Source organism: Bradyrhizobium sp., assembly GCF_050014615.1.
In the GTDB taxonomy this organism is placed as follows: Bacteria; Pseudomonadota; Alphaproteobacteria; order Rhizobiales; family Xanthobacteraceae; genus Bradyrhizobium.
The window spans coordinates 21,856-38,667 of the sequence record NZ_JBEKCZ010000043.1; the positions used below are offsets into that span (position 1 = coordinate 21,856).

The window sequence follows — 16,812 nt, forward strand, 5'->3', positions numbered from 1 at the left end:
CAGGCAGTGTAATCCTGCACGGTCACAACTTGAAGACATCATCGGGATTAATTTAAAATAGCTTGGCGTGTCACTCGGCGACGGTCGCGGCGTGAGAGGCGAACCCAATCCAGTGTTTTCGAACATCAATGGGCGATGACGCATTGCTAACACTGATGGGGTGAACTAGCTGGAGCCCATGAGTGATCAGTTCCCGACAGCGACCGCGCTGGTGCTTTTCTCTGGCGGACAGGATTCCGCCACCTGCCTCGCCTGGGCGCTGCAGCGCTTTGGGCGCGTCGAGATGCTGGGCTTCGATTACGGCCAGCGTCATATCATCGAGCTTGGCTGTCGTGGCCAGCTCCTGGACGGCATAACATCATTGCGGCCGGAATGGGCGGCCAAGCTTGGTGAGAGCCATACTCTGGAAATTCCGACCCTGGCCAACATCTCTGACACCGCGCTGACCCGCGATGTCGCGATTGCCATGGGCGAAGACGGCCTGCCCAACACCTTCGTGCCCGGCCGCAATCTGGTGTTTCTGACGTTCGCGGCAGCACTGGCCTACCGGCGCGGCATCACGCATATCATCGGCGGCATGTGCGAGACGGATTATTCCGGCTACCCGGATTGCCGCGACGAGACCATCCGGGCGCTGCAGACGGCGCTCAATCTCGGCATGAACAAGCCGTTCGAATTGCACACGCCGCTGATGTGGCTGAACAAGGCCGATACGTGGAAGCTGGCGCATGACCTTGGCGGGACAGCGCTCGTCGACCTCATCAGGGAATACTCCCACACCTGCTATCTCGGTGAGCGCGGCGCGCGCCACGCGTGGGGATATGGCTGCGGCGAATGCCCGGCCTGCGCCTTGCGGGCGAAGGGCTGGCGAGAATATGTGACGCGTACCGTCTAGCTTCCGAAATCTTCCGGCCGCAATTCGATCGGCGAACCATGCGGGGTGCGGTCGGCGGCGTGGTCCCAGGCATCGCGGTAACGATGTTGGGTTTGCGAAGACGCGACGCCCTTGGCGGCGATCAGTCGCTCCAGCGTCGCGAGCCAATGCCGGTAATAGGTGTCGCCATTGTCGGGATCGCCTTTGGCCTGCGCGCGCCTGATTTCATCGGCGAGCGCCGCCGCCCATTCGTTCCAGCTGAACAGGCCGCGCGCATGCAGTGCCAACGCCATCGCAAAGGCCTGCGCTTCCCAGGGCTCGCGAAACACCGGTCCGTCGCTATCACGGGGAATGCCGGGGACGGCTTTGGTCGCATTCGCCGCCGCCGCGTCCATCAGACAGCCTCCAGATACGGCTCGAACGCATCGATCGATATCTTCACGGTCGGATCGGCGTCCGAACCCCATAATTCGGCCCCGTCGAACACCACGGTGTAGAGCCATTGCGGGTTCTCGCCGGCTTCCATCGCGGCCGAATCCGGAAATACGTTACAGCCGAGGTTGCGTTCGACCACGCCGACATGACCACGGGTATAACGCGGCAGCCGCGTGTGTGTCGCCGGATGCATGTTCTTCGCGCGCACCCGGTCGCCCGGCTTGAATTTGGCCGGCGCCGGCGCAGTACGCCCAAACTTGCCGCGCACCATGATGCGCTCGACGTCATCGAGCTTGAATTTGCCGTGTTTGAGCGGTTTCGCGGATTCCACGGCGTGGCCGGCGGCGATATCCTGCGCGGCGACGTACCCCTTGTCGATCAGCATATCCTCGAGACCGAGCAGCCATTTCTGGTAATAGGAACTGCTGAGGTAAATATCGGGCGGCAATGTCTCCCGATAGAAGCGTGAGGTATCGATGTTGAATGCGCCCGCGGCGCCCATCGCACGCACCATCGCCAGGACGCGACCTTCCCATTCGGCATGAAACATCGGCTCGTTCGGTTCGGGCTCGACCGTGCCAAAGCCATCCATGCCGCCCATGTCGTGCACGCCGTTCACGACGGCGCCCCCGGCGTCTTGTTGAAAGGCGTCTTGGGAAAACCAGTGCCAATCATCGAGTCACGGGTCACGAGTTCGGCCAGTTGTTGCTCGCTCCAGCCGTCGGTCCCCGCAGGGCGCATCGGCAGCACCAGGAAGCGGGTCTCCGCGGTCGAATCCCACACCCGAATCTCGGTTTGCTTCGGCAGGCTGATGCCGAAATCGGCGAGCACGCCGCGCGGGTCCTTGACGGCACGGGAACGATACGGCGCGGCCTTGTACCAGACCGGCGGAAGCCCCAGCATTTCCCAGGGATAGCAGGAGCACAGCGTGCACACGACCATGTTGTGACGCTGGGGCGTGTTTTCGACCGCGACGAGATGATCGCCGACCCGGCTGACATGCCCCAGCGTACTCACGGCCTTGGTGGCGTCCTCCAGCAATGACCGTTTGAAAGCCGGGTCGGACCAGGCCCTGGCAACAACCTGCGCGCCGTTGTGAGGGCCGATTTTCGTTTCATAGGCCTGAATAATGGCGTCGAGCGCGACCGGATCGACATAGCCTTTTTCGGTCAGGATGGTTTCGAGCGCACGCACGCGCAATTCGGTCTCGGACAGTTCCGAATGGTCGTGATCGTGGTGATGATGATCGTGATCATGGCTGGTCATGGGCCGAAGATAAACGCAATGTTCGGTCGCTGTCGAGGGTGCTAGCCTGCGGCGTCGGTCTCAATCCCGTGTCAGGAGCAGCGCCGTGGTAACAATCAATTGCGATATGGGCGAGGCGTTCGGCCTCTATCGGATCGGCGACGACAAAGCGCTGATGCCGCTCATTTCGGTCGCAAACGTCGCGTGTGGATTCCATGCATCCGATTTCAACCACATGCGCCAGACGGTACGGTTGGCCAAGCAGCATCACGTCAAGGTTGGCGCGCATCCTTCGCTGCCCGATCTTCAGGGTTTCGGCCGCCGCGAAATGAAAATGTCGCGTGACGAACTGGCCAATTGCATCATCTATCAGGTCGGCGCGCTCAAGGGATTCCTTGAAGCCGAGGAGGTGGCGCTCAATCACATCAAGCCCCATGGCGCGCTCTACGGCATGGCGGCACGGAGCGAAGCCGTGGCTCAGGCCATCTGCGACGCAGCGGATATCTTCAAAACCCCGCTGATGGGCATGATCGGGACGCAACACGAGGCCGTTTACCAGGCGCGTGGCCACGCTTTTATCGCGGAATATTATGCCGATCTCGACTATGATGACGACGGCAGCCTGATCATAACGCGCGAACATCAAGCCGTTGATCCGGATCAGGCGGCGTCCCGCTGTCTGCGCGCCATTGCAGAGGGCAAGACCAGGAGCATCCACGGACGGGACGTTGCGGTGCGCGCCGATTCAGTTTGTGTTCATTCCGATACGCCCAATGCCGTCGAAGTCGCCCGTGCTGTGCGTGATGCGTTGGCGTCTCACCGTCCTCGATAGCCAAACGAAACGGCGAAGCGGCGCGACTTTTTTGTACCCCGCAAAGCGCGGCTTACGGGCCGCGTTTCAGGCTCATCGCCTGTTGCGAAGCCGTGTCGGGCGGCAATTCCTTGCTGCCTTTCGGATAGCCGTTGGCGTCCAGCAGAAAGGCAGTGAGCTCGGCGTAGCTTTGGTCGGTGAGGCTGCCTGGCCGGTCCGGCGGCATCTTCGCTTTCATGAAGGCGACCAAGGCTGCCGCGGAGCCTCCGCCCCAGTGCTTCCTGAAATACGAGCCGTTCAGCGGCGCGCCGCCGAATTCGCCGTTGTCCAGCGTGTCGCCGTGGCATTGGACGCAGCGCTCCACATAGATGTCGGAGCCGCGCGTCACCTGGTCCGCGGTGAAACTGACGGGTGCCGATCCGCCCGCGCCATTGGCTGTCGTGCTTGGTGGCGCGCCGCCCCCGGCCGTGCCGGACCGCAGCGCATAGACCGCCGCCGATGTGAGCTCTGGCGTACGCAGGGCTTTAATTTCATCGGCCGTGAAAGGCCCGAAGCCTGACGGCAGCGACTTGCCGTTGTCCCACGCGCTGCTGACGTAGTTGAGTACGGCGGCGATATCGCTGTCGCTCAGGGCTTGCCACGCCGGCATGGCGCCGGCGTAGTTGTTGCCGTTGACGCTGATCTGGCCCTCCAGGCCGAACAGCAGCACCTTGCCGACATAGGTGCGCCCGTCCGCCGGCTTCAGCAGGTCGGGAAAGTGCCCGGCCAACGGCGGAAAGGCGTCGGCCATGCCCGTGCCGCCCGCCTGATGGCAGGCGGCACAGTTGGCCGCGTAGATGCGTGATCCCGCATCCGCGCTCCCCGCGCCGGTTTGTGCCTGCGCGGGGAGTGCCGCCGCCAAAAAAGCCGTGGCGGCGAGGGCGCCGGGAAGAGAAGGGCGGAAGAAGCGTCGTTGCATCATTCAGTTTTGCGGCAGGGCGAACACGAACAGCGCGGAACCGCCATCGGGGATGCCGATCTCCGGCGTCAGGGTGGCCAGCGAACGCGCGTGGCTGGACCCGTTGCCGACGGCGACAGCGACATATTGCCGACCCTTCACCGCGTAGGTGATGGGGAAGGAGTTGACGATATTCGAGGCGCGCATCTGCCACAGAATCGTGCCCGTCTTGTCGTCGTAGGCGCGGAAGTAGCGGTCCAGCGCGCCGGCGAACACCAGGCCGCCGCCGGTGGCGAGCGCGGCGCCGGTCTGTGGCGCGCGCGTGCGGTCGGACCACACCGCCTTCTGGCTGAACAGGTCGACGCCGTCCACGCGCCCGATATTGCCGTCGCTGTTCGGGATCTGCCGGCGCGAGAAGATCGCGCGGCTGCCGCCGGTGTAGTTCTTGCCCGACTCGATTGGAACCGGCGTGGTGTCGGAGCAATACTCATTCAGCGGGATGTACAGCATGTGGGTGCGCGGGCTGTAGGCGGTGGCGGGCCAGCCGCGGCTGCCGGGGTCGGCCGGGCAGTTGGTGGTGGTCTGGCCGATGTGCGGCACGGCGGCCTGATTGATGGTCTTGGCGCCGGTCTTCGGGTCGATCGCCGAGACCACGTTCTGATATACTGTCTCCTTGGACCACAACCACTCGCCGTTGGTGCGGTCGAGGACCTCGATGATGCCGAGCTTGCCTACGGTCACCATCGCCTTGCGCACCTTGCCGTCAACGGGAATGTCAACCAGCACGCGCTCATAGGCGTAGTCCAGGTCCCAGGTGTCGTTCGCCAAGTGTTGGTAATACCACTTCAGTTTGCCGGTGTGCGGGTCGAGCGCCAAGGTGGCATCCGTATAAAGGGCGTCGTTGTTGGCGCCGTCCTTTTTCGGCAGCAGGCCGCCGATTTCGGCGACATGCGGATAGGGCTGGCCGACGCCCAGAAAGAGGGTGTCCGTATCAGGATCATAGCTGCCCGAGTTCCAGGTCGAGGCGCCGAAGCGCTGTTCCAGCGGCAGGCCGTTCCAGGAATCCCCGCCGGGCTCGCCGGGTTGTGCGATGGTGTGGAAGCGCCAGAGCTCCTTGCCGGTGTTGATGTCGTGGCCGGTGATGAAGCAGCCGCCGGGCATCGCGTTGCCGCAGCCGGTCATGCCCTGCACAATGACGTTCGAGGCGACCAGCGGGCCGCCGGTATAGCGCCATCCCTTCTTGTAATCCTCGGTCTCGTGGTCCCAGATCACCTTGCCGGTCTTCATGTCCAGCGCGATGATGTGGGCGTCGGTGGTGGCGACGATCAACTTGTCGTCGACCATCGCCATGTTGCGCTTGGCGCCGTTGTTCCCGTTCTGGCGCGCGATTTCTGGGGCGATATCGCGCTTGTATTCCCACAGCAGTTCGCCGTTGGTAGCGTCGAGCGCCTGCACCTTGTCGAGATAGTTGTAGAGGAAGAGCACGCCGTCGTGGACCATCGGCGTGGTCTCGGTGGCGCCCGGCGTCATCGCCCAGGTCCAGGCCACCGTCAGATTCTTCACGTTGTCGGCGTTGATCTGCTTCAGCGGGCTGTAGCCCCAGGCGTCGTAGGTGCGGCGCCACATCAGCCAGTCGTCGTCCGGCGGATTAAGCAGCATTTTCGCCGGAACCGGGGTCAGGGCGCGCAGGGGGCCGTCGTGCGGCGGCGGGGTCACTTGCGCGGGCTGTGCCTGCGCCGCGGCCAGGGACATGCCCACCACGCCGGCAGCCAGCACGCCGGCGCAAAACAATCGCTCAATCAGATTTGCAACCGGCTTGTGCGTGGGTATGCTCATTTTGATCGCCTCCTGTTTGTTTATTGTTTGACTGTCGGATGCAGCGGCGTCAGCAGCTCTTGCGATATATCCATATCCATATAACGGAGCGCCACACGCTTGCGTGAACCATCAGAATTGTTCCATCGCGCATCGAGGCTCTTCCGTTACGACAATTTGCGTCGGGAAGACAGCCCCCTGGGTGAAGACCCGGCAATGCGATATTGCACCGATTGGTATACGAAATTTGCGCTACCGTGCAGAAAATGGCGGAACAGGGGGAGGGCAGTGGTGGCCGGTTTTGTAACGATCGAAAAGGGTCTCGGTCCGGAAGGGCGCATCGCTGTGGTGCGCTTTGACCGGGGTGACGGCATCAACGCGCTGTCGCCGGAAGCGCTGCGTCAACTCACCGATGCGGCGCGCAGCTTCGAGGATGACGGCGACACCTCCGTTGTGGTGCTCACCGGCAGCGCCAGAGCGTTCAGCGCCGGCTTCGATTTGAAGGACGCCGAGGGCCGCTCGCGCAAGACCATGGACATCGGCTCATTGCGCCGGCACCTGAAACTCGGACCGCGGCTCTCCCGCGCCTGGCAGGAGATGGAGCAGATCACCATCGGCGCCATCGAAGGATTTTGCATCGGTGGCGGCGTTGCGCTGGCGGTCGCGCTGGACTTTCGCATCATGGCCCGTGACGCCCATATGCGCGTCCCCGAAATCGGGCTCGGCATGAACATGAGCTGGCAGAGCATTCCGCGCATGCTGCATTTGATGGGGCCGGCGCGAACCAAACAGGCGGTGATCCTGGCCGACCAGCGCATCAGCGCCGCCGAGGCCCATCAATGGGGCCTGGTGGAGGAGGTGGTCGATCCCGGCGGCGCCTTCGATGCCGCGATGACCCTTGCGGCAAAAGTCGCCGCCCAGCCGCCATTGTCGGTCGCCATGACCAAGCTGACCGTCAATCGTCTGGCGCATGCGCTCGACGATCTCGCCAGCCACATGGATGTCGATCAATTCGCGTTGGCGAGCCTGACCGAGGATCACAAAGAGGGCGTTGCGGCATTCCTGGACCGGCGCAAGCCGCGCTTCAGCGGACGCTAGGATTGCGGGCGGTTTCATTGACAAATACAACCTAGAGGAGCAGTTTGGCGGAACCGATTTCGCGCGCGATCGAACGGGACGGTTGATGTCGAAAGTAGTCCTCGTGCTCAGCTGTGTGTTCGGTCTGTTAAATCCGGCCGCAGCATCGGCGTGGGGCTATCAGGGTCACAAGGTCGTCGGCTCGATCGCCGATCAGCTCTTGAAGCCGAACGCGAAACAGCAGGTGCGGCAGATCCTCGGCTTCGATTTGCGCACCGCCGGCCCGTGGGCCGATTGTGTGAAGAGCGTGGCACGGCACGACGACGGCACCTTTCACTACGAAGTGGATCCCAATCATCTGGAATTCGAAGTGCCATGCACGCCGTTCGACTCCAAGGAGGAGAGGGCGCGGATTGTCGATTATGCAAAGCGGAACTGGTTCACCTGCACCTACGCGCCGGATGGGTTCGAACGCGGATGCCACAATACGTTTCACTTCGAGGACGTGGCGGTGCAGCGCAACCGTTTCGATCGAAGCTTCCAGGGCACCAGCGATCACGACGCGGTGGCCGCGATTGGTGCCGCGATCGCGGTATTGACCGACCAGCCTGTGCCGCCACCGTTCTCGATCAGGGACAAGAAAGAGGCGCTGTTCATGCTCGCCCATTTCATCGGCGACCTGCATCAACCCTTGCATGTCGGATCGGTCTATCTCGATGCTGACGGCACTCTCGTCGATCCCGACCTGGCGCAGCGGATCGATCCTGCGACCGAAACCACCGGCGGCAACGCCATCCAGGATCAGAACGTCAATTTGCACCAGGAATGGGATGATATCCCGACCGATATCGGCGAGGTCGCCACCCGGGAATTGCTGTCGGATGCGCGCGCATTGCCGGCAAGCCAGGGCCGCATCGAGGACTGGCCTGCTGCCTGGGCCTCGGACAGTGTCCTGGTTTCACACGATGCTTTTGCGGGGTTGAATTTCCGGCTTATCCGAACCGAGCCAGGCAACAACACTTGGTCCGTCGCGTTCGTCGATCACGTTGAATATCTGCGCCGGCAGGATGCGATCAAGCGCCAACAACTGGCCAAAGGGGGCGCGCGACTGGCCGAACTGCTGAACGCGATCTGGCCCTAATCTGCGGGATCACCGCTCGGTTGCGGCCACGTGTTTGCCGATCCAGTCCAGCAAGATGTCGGCGATATCGAGGCTGTTGTCGTCCTGCATCAGCATATGCGTGTTGCCCTTGATTCCGATGTCGGGCAGCACCAGCAGTTCCGCCTTGCCGCCCGCCGCATTGGCGGCAGCAATAAAGGCGCGGCAGTTCTTGAGACGTGGCGCCCAGCGGGGAAATTCTTCGACGTAATCGCCGAACAGCACCAGGATCGGCAGGCCTGCATAAGGCGCCATGTCGTCGGTGGGCGCGGGACACGCGCCGGGCTCAATGGAAACGATCCCGGCGATGCCGTTTCGGCTGAGCACCGCGGTTTGAAACGGGTAGATTCCCGATTGCGAATGGCTCATCAACACGGTGCCGCCGAGTTTCTGCGCCAGTTCCGAAAGCGCCGGAACGGTTGGATTGGGGGTGGGGAGGCTGTTCAGGCTGTCCGGCACCATCTGCTTCCAGAACTCCGCCTGGGCGGCCAGCGGAAAGCGCATGCCGGGCATGGTCTGCGGATATTCCTTGCCGAACCGGAAGATCGCCCAGGCGCCCTCGTGCCCGGCCGAGAACACGGTCGGCAATTGATCCACCGCGGCCTTGCCGCTGCGGACCGCGTTGATGGCGGACGGGTCGGCGGCGGAGCGCCCGCGCCAGACCTGGTCGATGACATAGGTCGGATGGGTATGGCGGACGAAATATTCGTCCCATCCCATGCGGCCGTCCGGGGTCGTTTCCCAGGTCTTGCCGGTCAGGCAGCAACCGTGGATCAAGGTGATCGGAATACCCGGCGCGCCGGTCGGAACCTGATAGCGCACGTACATCTGGTCGACGGTGATGGTGCCCGACGATGCGTAGGCCGGCAGCGTCGACAGCGTGTCGGACTTCACCTCGCGTCCTCCGATGAAGAAACTGCCTTGACGGGCGATGGTGAGGGGGGCGGGGTCGGGACGAGGGGTTTGGGCGGCGGCAGCGACCGTCATCGAACAAAGGCTGGCGGCGATCAACACGGCACGCATGCGGCGTTCCTTCCCAAAGTCGCGGCGCGTTGGCGCCTTTGTTTGCCCGGGTTTGTCACCCGGATCCAAATCCGGTTTTTACCGGCGCCGGATCGTTTTCGAGTTGCTGGACGATATCCCGGCGCTGCTGCCGGAGGAAAGCGCCGTCGCGACATGGCTCGTCCGATACCGAGGAGCACCAGTGCGCGAGCCAACCCTGACCACCATCGGTGACGCGGAAGCCAGGGCTGAGAGGCTGTAAACGAGGGAACGTGCTCGAGGGGTTCGTAGACCGCAAAATACGATATTCGCATAAGGTATATTATGGAATATATTTATATCAAATAATTACAGGTACTTGGATCAAAATTCTACGCTCGTTGATTAGCTACGAATGGTTGCGCTTGATTTCGTTGCGATTGATCTCGAAGTATCGCGGGTCAAGATTGAGGAAGCCTCGGTAACGAACTTGCTGTGCTGGTGAAAGACGCCAGTCAGATCGATACCGAGGACCTTGCGGAACAGTTCGAACGCTCGTCGCGAAGAAAGGCGCATCGTGGCCGATGACGGCTGAACTGACGCGACCTCGCACCAGGCCCGCGATATACCGGCTTCATTGGCGGTGCCGTCCTGCCGCATCTGGTGGCATCGCGGCTGGCGCTAGCGTCATCGATCCAGCCGTCGGCGAGGAGGGCCCGGATAATCGGAAGACCGATAGGCCGAGCCGGTGACGATCGTCCCGCCCGAGATCGGTCGTGATGGCCTCCCCTCAATCCCGGCGCACCGGTCTTTGCCGCCGTTGCTGACCAGCTTCCACGATGCAAACTCGTACAGAAATCCGCTGCCAAAAACCAGATCGCGGAAGGCTTGGTATTTCCGTTGAAAGCGGGCAATAAGCCGTCCAAAGACGGCTGATGACCCGGCGGCGCCGGGTCCGTATGATGAAATCATAAGAATAATCAGGGAGACAACCAATGAGCTTTTCGCGACGTACGCTATTGAAGGCCTCCGCTGCCTCGGCGGTGATCGGCAGCGTCGGCGCGCCGTTTGTCGCGCGCGCAGAGCAGGCCGAATTTACCTACAAATTTGCCAATAATCTGCCCGATGCGCACCCGCTGAACACCCGCGCCAAGGAGATGTCGGCGGCGATCAAGACCGAAACCAATGGCCGCGTCGACATTCAGATCTTCCCGAACAACCAGCTTGGGGCCGACACCGACGTGTTGAGCCAGCTCCGTTCCGGCGGGGTCGAGTTTTTCACCATGTCGGGCCTGATCCTGGCGACACTTGTCCCGGCCGCATCGATCAACGGAATGGGCTTTGCGTTCCCGGATTATCCCACGGTCTGGAAGGCCATGGACGGCGACCTCGGCACCTATGTGCGCGGACAAATTGCCAAAGCCAATCTGGTGGCGATGGAAAAGATCTGGGACAACGGCTTTCGCCAGACCACCTCCTCGACCAGGCCCATCACCGGGCCCGAGGACTACAAGGGCTTCAAGATTCGCGTGCCGGTGTCGCCGCTGTGGACCTCGATGTTCAAGGCGTTCGATGCGGCGCCCGCTTCGATCAATTTCAACGAAGTCTATTCGGCGCTGCAGACTAAGATCGTCGAGGGCCAGGAAAATCCGCTGGCGCTGATTTCCACCGCGAAACTCTACGAAGTGCAGAAATACTGCTCGCTGACCAACCACATGTGGGACGGCTACTGGTTCCTGGCCAACCGACGTGCCTGGGAGGCGCTGCCGGACGATGTGCGCGCCATCGTGGCCAGGAACATCAATGCTGCTGCGGTTAACGCCCGTACCGATACCGAGAAGCTCAATGCGACCGTGCGCCAGGAGCTTGCGGCCAAGGGATTGACCTTCAACCAGCCGGATGTCGCGCCGTTCCGCGAGAAGCTGCGTTCAGCCGGATTCTATTCAGAGTGGAAGGGAAAATACGGCGAGGAAGCATGGGCGATACTGGAAAAATCCGTCGGCAAATTGTCGTAACGGAAAGCCGCAAGGCACTATCGAGGGACTGTGATGGCTCGTGCCGAAGCAACGCAAGCGGCGACCGGCGGGGCGATGTCCCCTCGCCGCCGTTCGCGTGCGGCAACGCTTGAAGCCTGGCTTGGAACGCTGGTCGAAATTCCGGCCGCGTTGCTGGTGGTAGCCGAGATCGTCATTCTGTTTGCGGGCGTGGTGGCGCGTTACGGCCTGCAGCAGCCCTTGATCTGGTCGGACGAACTGGCATCGATCCTGTTCCTCTGGCTGGCCATGCTGGGCGCCGCGGTGGCGTTCCGCCGCTCCGAGCACATGCGGATGACCGCCATTGTCGCCCGTGCCAAGCCGGCGATGCGGGCCTATCTCGACGTCGCCGCGACCTGCGCCGCGCTGGCGTTTCTGCTGCTGATCGTAAGGCCGGCCTACGAATACGCCTACGAGGAAAGCTTCATCACCACGCCGGCGCTGCAAATCCCCAATGCCTGGCGCGCGGCGGCGCTGCCGACGGGCATCTGCCTGATGGCGTTGTTCGCCTGTCTGCGGCTGGCGCGGGTCGGGGATTTCGGGCTGGTGCTGCGTGCGGGGGTGTCGGTCGGGCTGTTGATCGCGGTTTTCTGGCTGGCGACACCGTGGCTGCGGCCGCTCGGCAACATCAATCTGGTGATCTTCTTTGTCGGCGTGGCCGGCTTCTGCGTCTTCACCGGCGTGCCGATCGCCTTTGGATTCGGGCTTTCGATCTTCGGATATCTCGCGCTGACGACGCATACGCCGCTGACGGTGCTGGTCGGCCGCATGGATGAGGGCATGAGCCATCTGATCCTGCTGGCGGTGCCGCTGTTCGTGTTCCTGGGCCTGCTGATCGAGATGACCGGCATGGCGCGGGCCATGGTGGCGTTTCTGGCCAGCCTGCTCGGCCATGTCCGCGGCGGCCTGCATTACGTGCTGGTCGGCGCGATGTATCTGGTCTCGGGCATCTCCGGATCGAAGGCCGCCGATATGGCGGCGGTGGCGCCGGTGCTGTTTCCGGAGATGAAACTGCGCGGCGCCAAACCGGGCGATCTCGTCGCCCTGCTGGCCGCTACCGGCGCGCAGACCGAAACCATTCCCCCCAGCCTCGTCCTGATCACCATCGGCTCGGTGACGGGCGTTTCGATTTCGGCGCTGTTTACCGGCGGCCTGTTGCCGGGTGTGGTACTGGCCATCACGCTGTCGGCGCTGGTGTGGTGGCGCTACCGGGCTGAGGACCTCAGTCACGTCAAGCGGGCGAAAGGCGGCGAGATCGTCAGGTCGTTTGTCATCGCCCTGCCCGCGCTGGCACTGCCGTTCGTGATCCGCGCCGCCGTGGTCGAGGGGGTGGCGACCGCGACCGAGGTTTCCACCATCGGGATCGTCTATGGCTTTGTCATCGGTCTTTTGGTTTATCGCCGCTTCGACTGGCGGCGGCTAATGCCGATGCTGATCGAGACGGCGTGCCTGTCGGGTGCGATCCTGCTGATTATCGGCACCGCCACCGGCATGGCCTGGGGATTGACCCAATCCGGATTTTCGCGCGCGCTGGCCGCCGCCATGACCGGCCTGCCCGGCGGTTCCGCCACCTTCATCGCGGTATCGATCGTGGCCTTCACGATATTGGGCAGCGTGCTCGAAGGTATTCCGGCCATCGTGCTGTTCGGCCCGCTGCTGTTTCCGATCGCCCGCGCCGTCGGCGTTCACGAAGTCCATTATGCGATGATCATCATCCTGGCCATGGGCATCGGATTGTTCGCTCCGCCGTTCGGAGTGGGGTATTATGCCGCCTGCGCCATTGGGCGCGTCGACCCGGCCGAGGGCATTCGCCCGATCTGGGGCTACCTGCTGGCGCTGCTGGTAGGCTTGATCGTGGTGGCGATATTCCCGTGGATTTCGATCGGGTTCCTGTAGGTTTAACTCGCGAAATGGATTTTTGCCCATGAGCGCCGCACAGAACCAATACGATATCGGTCTGGACAAGACACAAGCCAACTTCGTGGCTCTGACGCCGCTGAGCTTCCTGGCGCGCACCGCCGCGATCTATCCCGATCATGTCAGCGCCGTGTATGAGGACCACGTCTTCACCTGGTCGCAGACCTATGCGCGCTGCCGGCGCTTCGCCTCATACCTCGCGGGGCGAAACATCGGCCATGGCGACACCGTCGCGGCCATGCTGCCGAATATCCCGGCGATGAACGAACTGCATTTTGCGGTCCCGATGGCCGGTGCCGTGCTTAACGCGCTCAACATCCGGCTCGATGCAAGTTCGATCGCTTTCCAGCTCGATCACGGCGGCGCCAAGATCATCCTGGTCGATCCGGAGTTTGCCGGCGTGATATCCGAGGCCCTCACTTTGATGAGCGGGCCGAAACCGTTCGTCATCGACGTCGACGACAAGGCGTTCGCGGGCGGCAAACAAATCGGCGCGCTCGAATATGAGGACGCGCTCAAGCTGGGCGATGAGGGTTTTACCGCGCGGCTGCCGCAGGACGAGTGGGACGCCATTGCGCTCAGTTATACCTCGGGAACCACGGGCAATCCCAAGGGCGTGGTCACCCATCACCGCGGCGCCTATCTCAACGCCGTCAGCAATATCCTCGCCGGCAATCTCGGCCAGCATCCGGTCTATCTCTGGACGCTGCCGATGTTCCACTGCAACGTCTGGTGTTTTCCGTGGACCATCGCGGCGGCGGCCGGCATCAATGTCTGCCTGCGCAAGGTCGATCCCGGCAAGATCTTCGAATTGATCGCCATGCATGGCGTCACCCATATGTGCGGGGCGCCGATCGTCTATAATACGCTGATCAACGCGCCGGCTGCGCCGAACAAATCAGCCGCACGGCCGGTCGTCGGTTTGATCGCGGGCGCGGCACCGCCGGTGGCCGTGCTGGAGGGCGCCGAAAGCATCGGCATCAGGCTGACGCATGTCTACGGCCTGACCGAAGTTTACGGCCCGGCGTCGGTTTGCGCCGAGCAGCCGGGCTGGGATGAACTGCCCGCCGATCAGCGCGCGCAACTCAAGCGCCGGCAGGGCGTGCCCTACCCGCTGCAGGAAGCCGTCACCGTGATCGACCCCGAAACCATGCGCGAGGTGCCGCGGGACGGCGAGACCATCGGCGAGGTGATGTTTCGCGGCAATATCGTGATGAAGGGTTATCTCAAAAACGAAAAGGCCACCCGGGAAGCCTTTGCCGGCGGCTGGTTTCATACCGGCGATCTCGGCGTGCTCGATGAACATGGCTACGTCATCATCAAGGATCGCTCCAAGGACATCATCATTTCCGGTGGTGAAAACATCAGCTCGGTCGAAGTCGAGGATGTGCTCTACAAGCATCCCGCGGTGCTGTTCGCCGCGGTGGTGGCGAAACCGGATGGCAAATGGGGCGAGGTGCCCTGCGCCTTCATCGAATTGAAGGACAATGCGCAGGCGAGCGAAGCCGAGATCATCGCGTTTTGCCGCAGCCAGATGCCCGGCTTCAAGACGCCGAAAGCAGTGGTGTTCGGACCTATCCCAAAGACCTCGACCGGCAAGATCCAGAAATTCATGCTGCGCAATCAGGTCGATTCAGCCAAGGCGATTTCGACGTGAGGTGCGCGCCTTCTCAGGCGGCCATTGATCGGCTGCGGGCTGCTTTCAACCACAGCAGCCATGCCCGATCGATTTGCCCATCGTTGGTCGCCGCCGTCGCCACGGCCTCCTCCTCCGTCAGGTAAGTGACGGGTCCGAGCCGCATCGCTTCGGACTGCAGGCGCGCGCCGACTTCGGTGTACACCGCGCGGAACACCGCCTGGCGCAAGGTGCCCCCGACCACCGTCGAGCCGTGGCCGCGCATCAACACGGCTGCGCCCTGACCCAGGCTTTGCGCCAGGGCCGCGCCCAAGCGAGAGTCGCGGATCAAAAGATCGCTTCCCGGTCCGGCAAAATCGCGAATCTCGAACACCGGGGTGGCCGCGCCAAGAAAACCGCACATGTGACAGACCGGCCGCAGCCGGGTGCCGCTCACCACGCTGAACGGAACCACGGCGGGCGAATGGCTGTGCACGACGGAAACCACGTCCGGACGGGTACGGTAAATCTCGCTGTGAATGAACCGCTCCAGATAAACCGCCGGTCCCGCCGCCTCGACCGGCGTCCCGTCAGGATCAAACTCAAGGACATCCTTCGCGGTGACAAGCGCGGGCGCCATGCTTCTGGCGAGCAGAAAGTGATCGGACCGAACCGGATGGCGCATGCTGACATGGCCGAACCCGTCCACCACGCCTTGATCGAACAGGATGTGGTTGGCGTCGACCAGTTCACGGGCCGCCGACGCGATCGCCTCGGATGCAGTGTCGGACATGGTGGATCGTCGCTCCCATCGCTGAAGTCACCCTTGCGCGAGATAGTATGGAGCCATACGATGCGGCGCAAGACAGCGCGATCAACCCTGGGGCAGGCGCATGCCGTCGACAGCCACCACGCGAGCGGCGTCCGCTCATCGCCGTTCGGGCATGACCAACCCGGCCTATGCGCTGACGGACCGCAGCCTCAGCTTTCTGGTACGCCAGGCCCATCGGGCCTTTGTGGCCCGGCTTGCGGACAGGCTGGTGCCGCATCACATCAGCGTCGCTGAATGGGCGGTGCTGCGGATGCTGTGGCAGGAGGAAGGGCTCACCCAGGTCGCCCTCGCCGACCGCATGCGGGTCCGCAAAGCATCGCTGACGCCGGTTCTGTCGACGCTGGAGCGTAAAGGCTTTCTGCGCCGGACACAGCGCGGGGAAGATCTGCGGAAGTACCACGTCTTTCTGACCAGGCATGGACGTGAACTGGAGACGGCGTTGTTGCCCATCGGAGCAGCCATCAACCGACGGGCGCTGGCTGGAATTAATCCGCAGGACGCGGGGTTGGCGGTGCGCCTGCTTGAAAAGGTCATCGCCAATCTGGAGGCGCAATGATCTAAATCGAACAAGCGATCGAAATAAAAAACGATGGCGGGTCGGCCGCCCGGGGAGAACGAATATGGCGGAACGCGTTCTGGATGTCGGGGCGTTGATCGAAAGCCGACCCATCGGTCCGGCGCAGTGGACCGTGATCGGGCTCTGCGCCTTCGTGGCCATGCTGGATGGCCTCGATCTGCAATCGATCGGTCTGGCGGCGCCGGCGATGATCGCACAGCTTCACGTCGCGCCGCACATATTCGGCTTCGTGTTCAGTGCGGCGCTGGCCGGTCTCGCCCTGGGCGCGTTTCTGCTCGGACCGCTTGCCGATCGGGTCGGCCGCAAGCGGGTTCTTGTCGGCGCCACCTTCTGCTTCGGGATATTCACGCTCGCGACGGCGTATGCCGGCGACCTGCCCGAATTACTGACCTGCCGCTTTCTGACCGGGCTCGGGCTGGGCGGCGCAATGCCAAGCTTCATCAGTCTCGCCTCGGAATATGTTCCGAAGGCGCGCCGAGCCACGGTGGTCAGCCTGCTGTGGGC

16 protein-coding genes are annotated in these 16,812 nt (G+C 62.8%); 9 read left to right on the forward strand and 7 right to left on the reverse strand.

Features of this window, described 5'->3' with window-relative positions:
- The first annotated feature begins 178 nt into the window (after positions 1–178).
- Positions 179–895, forward strand: coding sequence for a 7-cyano-7-deazaguanine synthase QueC (queC, locus tag ABR948_RS09690; protein WP_428116424.1), 717 nt, complete (start codon positions 179–181; stop codon positions 893–895).
- Here the strand turns inward: queC and ABR948_RS09695 are convergent.
- From ABR948_RS09695 to nthA, 3 genes are read right to left on the reverse strand one after another with little or no spacing between them, the layout of a single operon-like run.
- Positions 892–1,269, reverse strand: a complete 378-nt coding sequence (locus ABR948_RS09695; RefSeq protein ID WP_428116426.1) for a nitrile hydratase accessory protein — start codon at positions 1,267–1,269, stop codon at positions 892–894. The two genes, queC and ABR948_RS09695, sit on opposite strands and share 4 nt — an antisense overlap.
- Complete coding sequence (gene nthB, locus ABR948_RS09700) at positions 1,269–1,928, reverse strand: nitrile hydratase subunit beta (RefSeq protein WP_428116429.1); 660 nt, start codon at positions 1,926–1,928, stop codon at positions 1,269–1,271. The genes ABR948_RS09695 and nthB overlap by 1 nt, the downstream gene beginning before the upstream one ends.
- Positions 1,925–2,575: a nitrile hydratase subunit alpha gene (nthA, locus tag ABR948_RS09705; RefSeq protein WP_428116431.1), complete on the reverse strand. Its 651-nt coding sequence runs from the start codon at positions 2,573–2,575 to the stop codon at positions 1,925–1,927. Before nthA ends, nthB begins: the two co-directional genes overlap by 4 nt.
- 85 nt (positions 2,576–2,660) lie before the next feature.
- Here nthA and pxpA point away from each other — a divergent pair, with 85 nt between their 5' ends.
- Positions 2,661–3,386, forward strand: a complete 726-nt coding sequence (pxpA, locus tag ABR948_RS09710) for a 5-oxoprolinase subunit PxpA (protein WP_428116434.1) — start codon at positions 2,661–2,663, stop codon at positions 3,384–3,386.
- 52 nt (positions 3,387–3,438) lie between these two features.
- Here pxpA and ABR948_RS09715 read toward each other — a convergent pair whose 3' ends face one another.
- Both ABR948_RS09715 and ABR948_RS09720 read right to left on the reverse strand, forming a co-directional pair.
- On the reverse strand, positions 3,439–4,326 hold the full coding sequence (locus ABR948_RS09715; protein WP_428116436.1) for a c-type cytochrome: 888 nt from the start codon (positions 4,324–4,326) through the stop codon (positions 3,439–3,441).
- Positions 4,327–6,078, reverse strand: a complete 1,752-nt coding sequence (locus ABR948_RS09720) for a pyrroloquinoline quinone-dependent dehydrogenase (RefSeq protein WP_428116438.1) — start codon at positions 6,076–6,078, stop codon at positions 4,327–4,329.
- Between the two features lie 330 nt (positions 6,079–6,408).
- Here ABR948_RS09720 and ABR948_RS09725 point away from each other — a divergent pair, with 330 nt between their 5' ends.
- Together ABR948_RS09725 and ABR948_RS09730 are read left to right on the forward strand one after the other, a co-directional pair.
- Positions 6,409–7,215, forward strand: coding sequence for an enoyl-CoA hydratase/isomerase family protein (locus ABR948_RS09725; protein WP_428116441.1), 807 nt, complete (start codon positions 6,409–6,411; stop codon positions 7,213–7,215).
- 85 nt (positions 7,216–7,300) lie between these two features.
- Complete coding sequence (locus tag ABR948_RS09730; protein WP_428116443.1) at positions 7,301–8,335, forward strand: S1/P1 nuclease; 1,035 nt, start codon at positions 7,301–7,303, stop codon at positions 8,333–8,335.
- Positions 8,336–8,344: 9 nt separating this feature from the next.
- Here ABR948_RS09730 and ABR948_RS09735 read toward each other — a convergent pair whose 3' ends face one another.
- Positions 8,345–9,376, reverse strand: coding sequence for an alpha/beta hydrolase family protein (locus tag ABR948_RS09735; protein WP_428116446.1), 1,032 nt, complete (start codon positions 9,374–9,376; stop codon positions 8,345–8,347).
- Between the two features lie 953 nt (positions 9,377–10,329).
- Here ABR948_RS09735 and ABR948_RS09740 point away from each other — a divergent pair.
- From ABR948_RS09740 to ABR948_RS09750, 3 genes are read left to right on the forward strand one after another with little or no spacing between them, the layout of a single operon-like run.
- Positions 10,330–11,349: a TRAP transporter substrate-binding protein gene (locus ABR948_RS09740; RefSeq protein ID WP_428116448.1), complete on the forward strand. Its 1,020-nt coding sequence runs from the start codon at positions 10,330–10,332 to the stop codon at positions 11,347–11,349.
- Between the two features lie 33 nt (positions 11,350–11,382).
- The gene (locus ABR948_RS09745; protein ID WP_428116451.1) at positions 11,383–13,263 is read left to right on the forward strand and encodes a TRAP transporter large permease; all 1,881 of its coding nucleotides are present in this window, start codon (positions 11,383–11,385) and stop codon (positions 13,261–13,263) included.
- A 28-nt stretch (positions 13,264–13,291) separates the two neighbouring features.
- The gene (locus ABR948_RS09750; RefSeq protein ID WP_428116454.1) at positions 13,292–14,941 is read left to right on the forward strand and encodes an acyl-CoA synthetase; all 1,650 of its coding nucleotides are present in this window, start codon (positions 13,292–13,294) and stop codon (positions 14,939–14,941) included.
- A 13-nt stretch (positions 14,942–14,954) separates the two neighbouring features.
- Here the strand turns inward: ABR948_RS09750 and ABR948_RS09755 are convergent, their stop codons facing one another.
- A complete protein-coding gene (locus ABR948_RS09755; RefSeq protein WP_428116457.1) occupies positions 14,955–15,692 on the reverse strand; it encodes a class II aldolase/adducin family protein in 738 nt (245 codons plus the stop codon).
- Between the two features lie 151 nt (positions 15,693–15,843).
- Here ABR948_RS09755 and ABR948_RS09760 point away from each other — a divergent pair, with 151 nt between their 5' ends.
- Entirely contained in the window at positions 15,844–16,287 is a 444-nt protein-coding gene (locus ABR948_RS09760; protein ID WP_428116459.1) for a MarR family winged helix-turn-helix transcriptional regulator, read from the forward strand.
- Positions 16,288–16,351: 64 nt separating this feature from the next.
- A partial coding sequence (locus ABR948_RS09765) for an MFS transporter (protein ID WP_428116462.1) occupies positions 16,352–16,812 on the forward strand: 461 nt, incomplete at its 3' end.

Bases quoted from the DNA above. Each gene is read 5' to 3' on its own strand.
- ABR948_RS09735 (WP_428116446.1), bottom strand. From the start codon at position 9,376: ATGCGTGCCGTGTTGATCGCCGCCAGCCTTTGTTCGATGACGGTCGCT.
- ABR948_RS09760 (WP_428116459.1), top strand. From the start codon at position 15,844: ATGACCAACCCGGCCTATGCGCTGACGGACCGCAGCCTCAGCTTTCTG.
- queC (WP_428116424.1), top strand. From the start codon at position 179: ATGAGTGATCAGTTCCCGACAGCGACCGCGCTGGTGCTTTTCTCTGGC.
- ABR948_RS09745 (WP_428116451.1), top strand. From the start codon at position 11,383: ATGGCTCGTGCCGAAGCAACGCAAGCGGCGACCGGCGGGGCGATGTCC.
- ABR948_RS09715 (WP_428116436.1), bottom strand. From the start codon at position 4,326: ATGATGCAACGACGCTTCTTCCGCCCTTCTCTTCCCGGCGCCCTCGCC.
- ABR948_RS09730 (WP_428116443.1), top strand. From the start codon at position 7,301: ATGTCGAAAGTAGTCCTCGTGCTCAGCTGTGTGTTCGGTCTGTTAAAT.
- ABR948_RS09695 (WP_428116426.1), bottom strand. From the start codon at position 1,269: ATGGACGCGGCGGCGGCGAATGCGACCAAAGCCGTCCCCGGCATTCCC.
- ABR948_RS09750 (WP_428116454.1), top strand. From the start codon at position 13,292: ATGAGCGCCGCACAGAACCAATACGATATCGGTCTGGACAAGACACAA.
- nthA (WP_428116431.1), bottom strand. From the start codon at position 2,575: ATGACCAGCCATGATCACGATCATCATCACCACGATCACGACCATTCG.
- ABR948_RS09740 (WP_428116448.1), top strand. From the start codon at position 10,330: ATGAGCTTTTCGCGACGTACGCTATTGAAGGCCTCCGCTGCCTCGGCG.
- ABR948_RS09755 (WP_428116457.1), bottom strand. From the start codon at position 15,692: ATGTCCGACACTGCATCCGAGGCGATCGCGTCGGCGGCCCGTGAACTG.